Origin of the sequence: Lysinibacillus sp. VIII_CA (genome assembly GCF_049943995.1) — a bacterium.
GTDB classification, from domain to species: Bacteria; Bacillota; Bacilli; order Bacillales_A; family Planococcaceae; genus Lysinibacillus; species Lysinibacillus pinottii.
This window is the reverse complement of the sequence record NZ_JBNFXM010000052.1, coordinates 1-2,879: the sequence shown is the minus strand read 5'-3', so window position 1 is coordinate 2,879 and position 2,879 is coordinate 1. Positions and strand designations below refer to the sequence as shown.

Annotated in this window: 3 protein-coding genes; all 3 read right to left on the bottom strand. The window is 33.6% G+C overall.

Annotated features, from left to right (window positions below; translation table 11 throughout):
- Nucleotides 1-1,054 precede the first annotated feature (1,054 nt).
- On the bottom strand, nt 1,055-1,765 hold the full coding sequence (locus tag ACP3VS_RS24050; protein ID WP_325881672.1) for an endonuclease V: 711 nt from the start codon (nt 1,763-1,765) through the stop codon (nt 1,055-1,057).
- Nucleotides 1,758-2,210, bottom strand: a complete 453-nt coding sequence (locus ACP3VS_RS24045) for a toxin-antitoxin system YwqK family antitoxin (RefSeq protein ID WP_325881825.1) — start codon at nt 2,208-2,210, stop codon at nt 1,758-1,760. The genes ACP3VS_RS24050 and ACP3VS_RS24045 overlap by 8 nt, the downstream gene beginning before the upstream one ends.
- Nucleotide 2,211: 1 nt before the next feature.
- Nucleotides 2,212-2,879: YwqJ-related putative deaminase (locus ACP3VS_RS24040; RefSeq protein WP_426390259.1), on the bottom strand; the 668-nt coding region annotated here is incomplete at its 5' end.

Below are 2,879 nucleotides of genomic sequence, written 5' to 3'. Positions count from 1 at the left end.
TTAGTGGAGCTTTTCTTTTTGGAGGATTTCTTGGAGCTCTTCCCTTTCGATCCTCCGCTCTTTCCTTTTTTCGCTCCACTTGGGGAGCCTACTTTTGGAATCATCCCCATCATGTCTAGGTGGAATCGAGGTCTGCTTCATCTTCCTGTGAGGCGACTGACACATCTCTTTAAAATGTCAGTAATGCTCTGGTCTTATTTCAATCCTTAGGGTATGTAAGTGTCCTTCCGTTTCTCTTAAAATATATATGAATGTATACATCGTCACTTTTTCGCATGTGTAATTTATAGCTATATGTTCCACTATAAATCTTCATTTTCACTTTATATTTCTGCTACAACCATATAAACACGTAAAAATGTCGAATGTGGTACATCCTTATAATCTACAACAAACTTATCTATCCAAACCTCTATATCCATCGCCTGTTCTTCCCCTTGTATGCAAGTACTTGTATAAAATTTAACACTTAGTACACTAATTAAATAATCATAATCTTTGTAAGTGTAAATACAAAAATGCACTTGTCGCCTGTTATAGGCAATCAAGTGCTTTAAAATTATAGATTTTCTAAGTTTATTAATATGTGCAAGTTTTATAAGTTAATTTTATATCGACAGTATGACATCTTTATACTACTTGGCAAGTGTAACGTTTAACCCTTTAGTTTGTTTATTCTCATGTGTTTGTTGCTTACGACATCCATAAAGTGGTCCTTGTAAGTAATATGTCATCTCGCCTATTCCTCACACTTTTCTTCACAGACCACTGTTTACATAGTACTCCTTGATGGTCCAGCCTTCATGAGTTTTTGAATCAAATATCAGCTTACTTTTTTTAGCACAAACTTCTTTGAGTTAAGAAAAAAACCCTGAGAGGCAGGAAGCCTATCAAGGTTATCTCAAAGACATGAAGCCATTTTTTTGTGTAAAACTAAAATCGATAGCTGTAAACAGTCAAGGGTATTGTCAACACTAAATTATATCTCGATACAATTACACTATCGTTATAGTTATCTCATAATAGTGAATACAACTTCTGGTCTTTCCATAGCCTATTCCTCAATTCCTCTCTCCTTTAATTGCTTTCTTATTTTATGTGTTTCTAAATCTGCTAATCTAACAGGAATAGGTAAACGACTCTCATTATTAATACAGTTCATAACAACTTCAGTACTTGTATCCAAGTCAATCCAGTTCCCACAAGAAACAAAAATAGGTTTAACATTTTTTGTTGTTCTCAAAGTTCGACCATAGACTTCATTATTTATTATAATATCAGTGTAAGAGCCTCTTTGATTCTCTGGCATAATAAAGTCTACATCCTGGATTTTAAGATAACTTTTTGCCACCCCAATAGTTGGTTTATTTAAAAAGAATGAGGCATGAGTAGCAATACCCATGTGACGATAATGTAAATAACCATTTCCATCAAACATATATATATCTGGTTGCTTCGTTAGTTTTTTAACTGCCTCTATTACTAAAGGCAATTCTCGAAATGCAAGGAAACCCGGAATATAAGGAATTAGTATTTCCCCATAACTGTACACTTTTTCGACAATTCCCTTTGTACTACAATCAATGATTACAATACAGCATGCACCGTACTTCCTTTCATTTATATCCCAGTAAGATAAATCTACTCCTGCAATAAGTTGTATATTTTTTATGTGAAAATTATTTTCTAATTTAATTCTAGAAAATAATTCACTTTGAATTTTCGTAAGCTCCTGTATTAGTTTATTTCCACTAAAATTATTCATTATCTTCACATTTAGTGAGTCGAGTAATTAGTTCTAATTCATCTTTTGTCGGTGTATTTTTTTGTTCAATTATATTTCCTTGCTTATCCCATTCAGTATACTTTAAACACACACCAAACTTAAACTCTCCTTCATATTTGAGTTCTTCACTTTCATACCAAATTTTTCTTATGCCTCTTGTTTGCCCTTTTATCATATAATCTGTGGATTTCACTTTTCCATTATAGTGAAAATTAATATAATAACCTTCTTTAAAACCATTTTTATAATAACAGTAATATGCTATATTACCATTATCATGTAATTCATAAGCTAAACCTGTAAAAGGTTTCCCCCCTTCCTCTTCTGGGTTATCTAGCACTTCATCACTGTATGAGGTAAACCATAATCCCTCATCAAAATCTATACCATGTTCTAATACAAATTCTTTACTTAGTACATCCATCTTATTTTCCAACTTTTTTCACCTCTGAACTAAATTCAAATCCTTCAGTAATAAAATTACAATGTGGACAGGTTGGCATCATCATACCAGCTGGTTTTAATTTTTTACCCGACCTTACGACATGAGTAATAAAATCCGTTGGCTTTGCGTTTGGATTCGCAAGTAATGCCTCATTCAAAGAGTATACCTCTGCATGGGATCCTGCTCCATATGTAAATTTATAACCATCTTTAACACTACTAGGCATATTATATATCCTATCTCCAATAGTTGGGTGCAATGTAACTGGAATATCACCGTGAGTGTTGTTAATTCCAAAGTAGTATTTTTCGGTTGTTTTATCAAATGTCCCTGCGACCGCTGGACCCATTTCATTTTTAGTTAAACCTAATGTATTTAGTCTTTCAACTTCTTTCTCCACAGCTCCACGTAAATTAATTCTCTGATTTAATTCTTGTGGAGTAAATCGGCCATATTTATTGTGCAAGTACTCTATTCTACTTAAATTATCCGCACCCTTACTAGTATTACTACTCGAACTGCTGCTATTAGTCTTACCACTTGTTACTCCAGTCGGTTTTGTACTAGATATCCCTTTAACTCCCAACACTGACGTGGCTACGCCAAAACTATCTAACCAATGCTCTTTCGATAGTGGGTCTTTCGGGT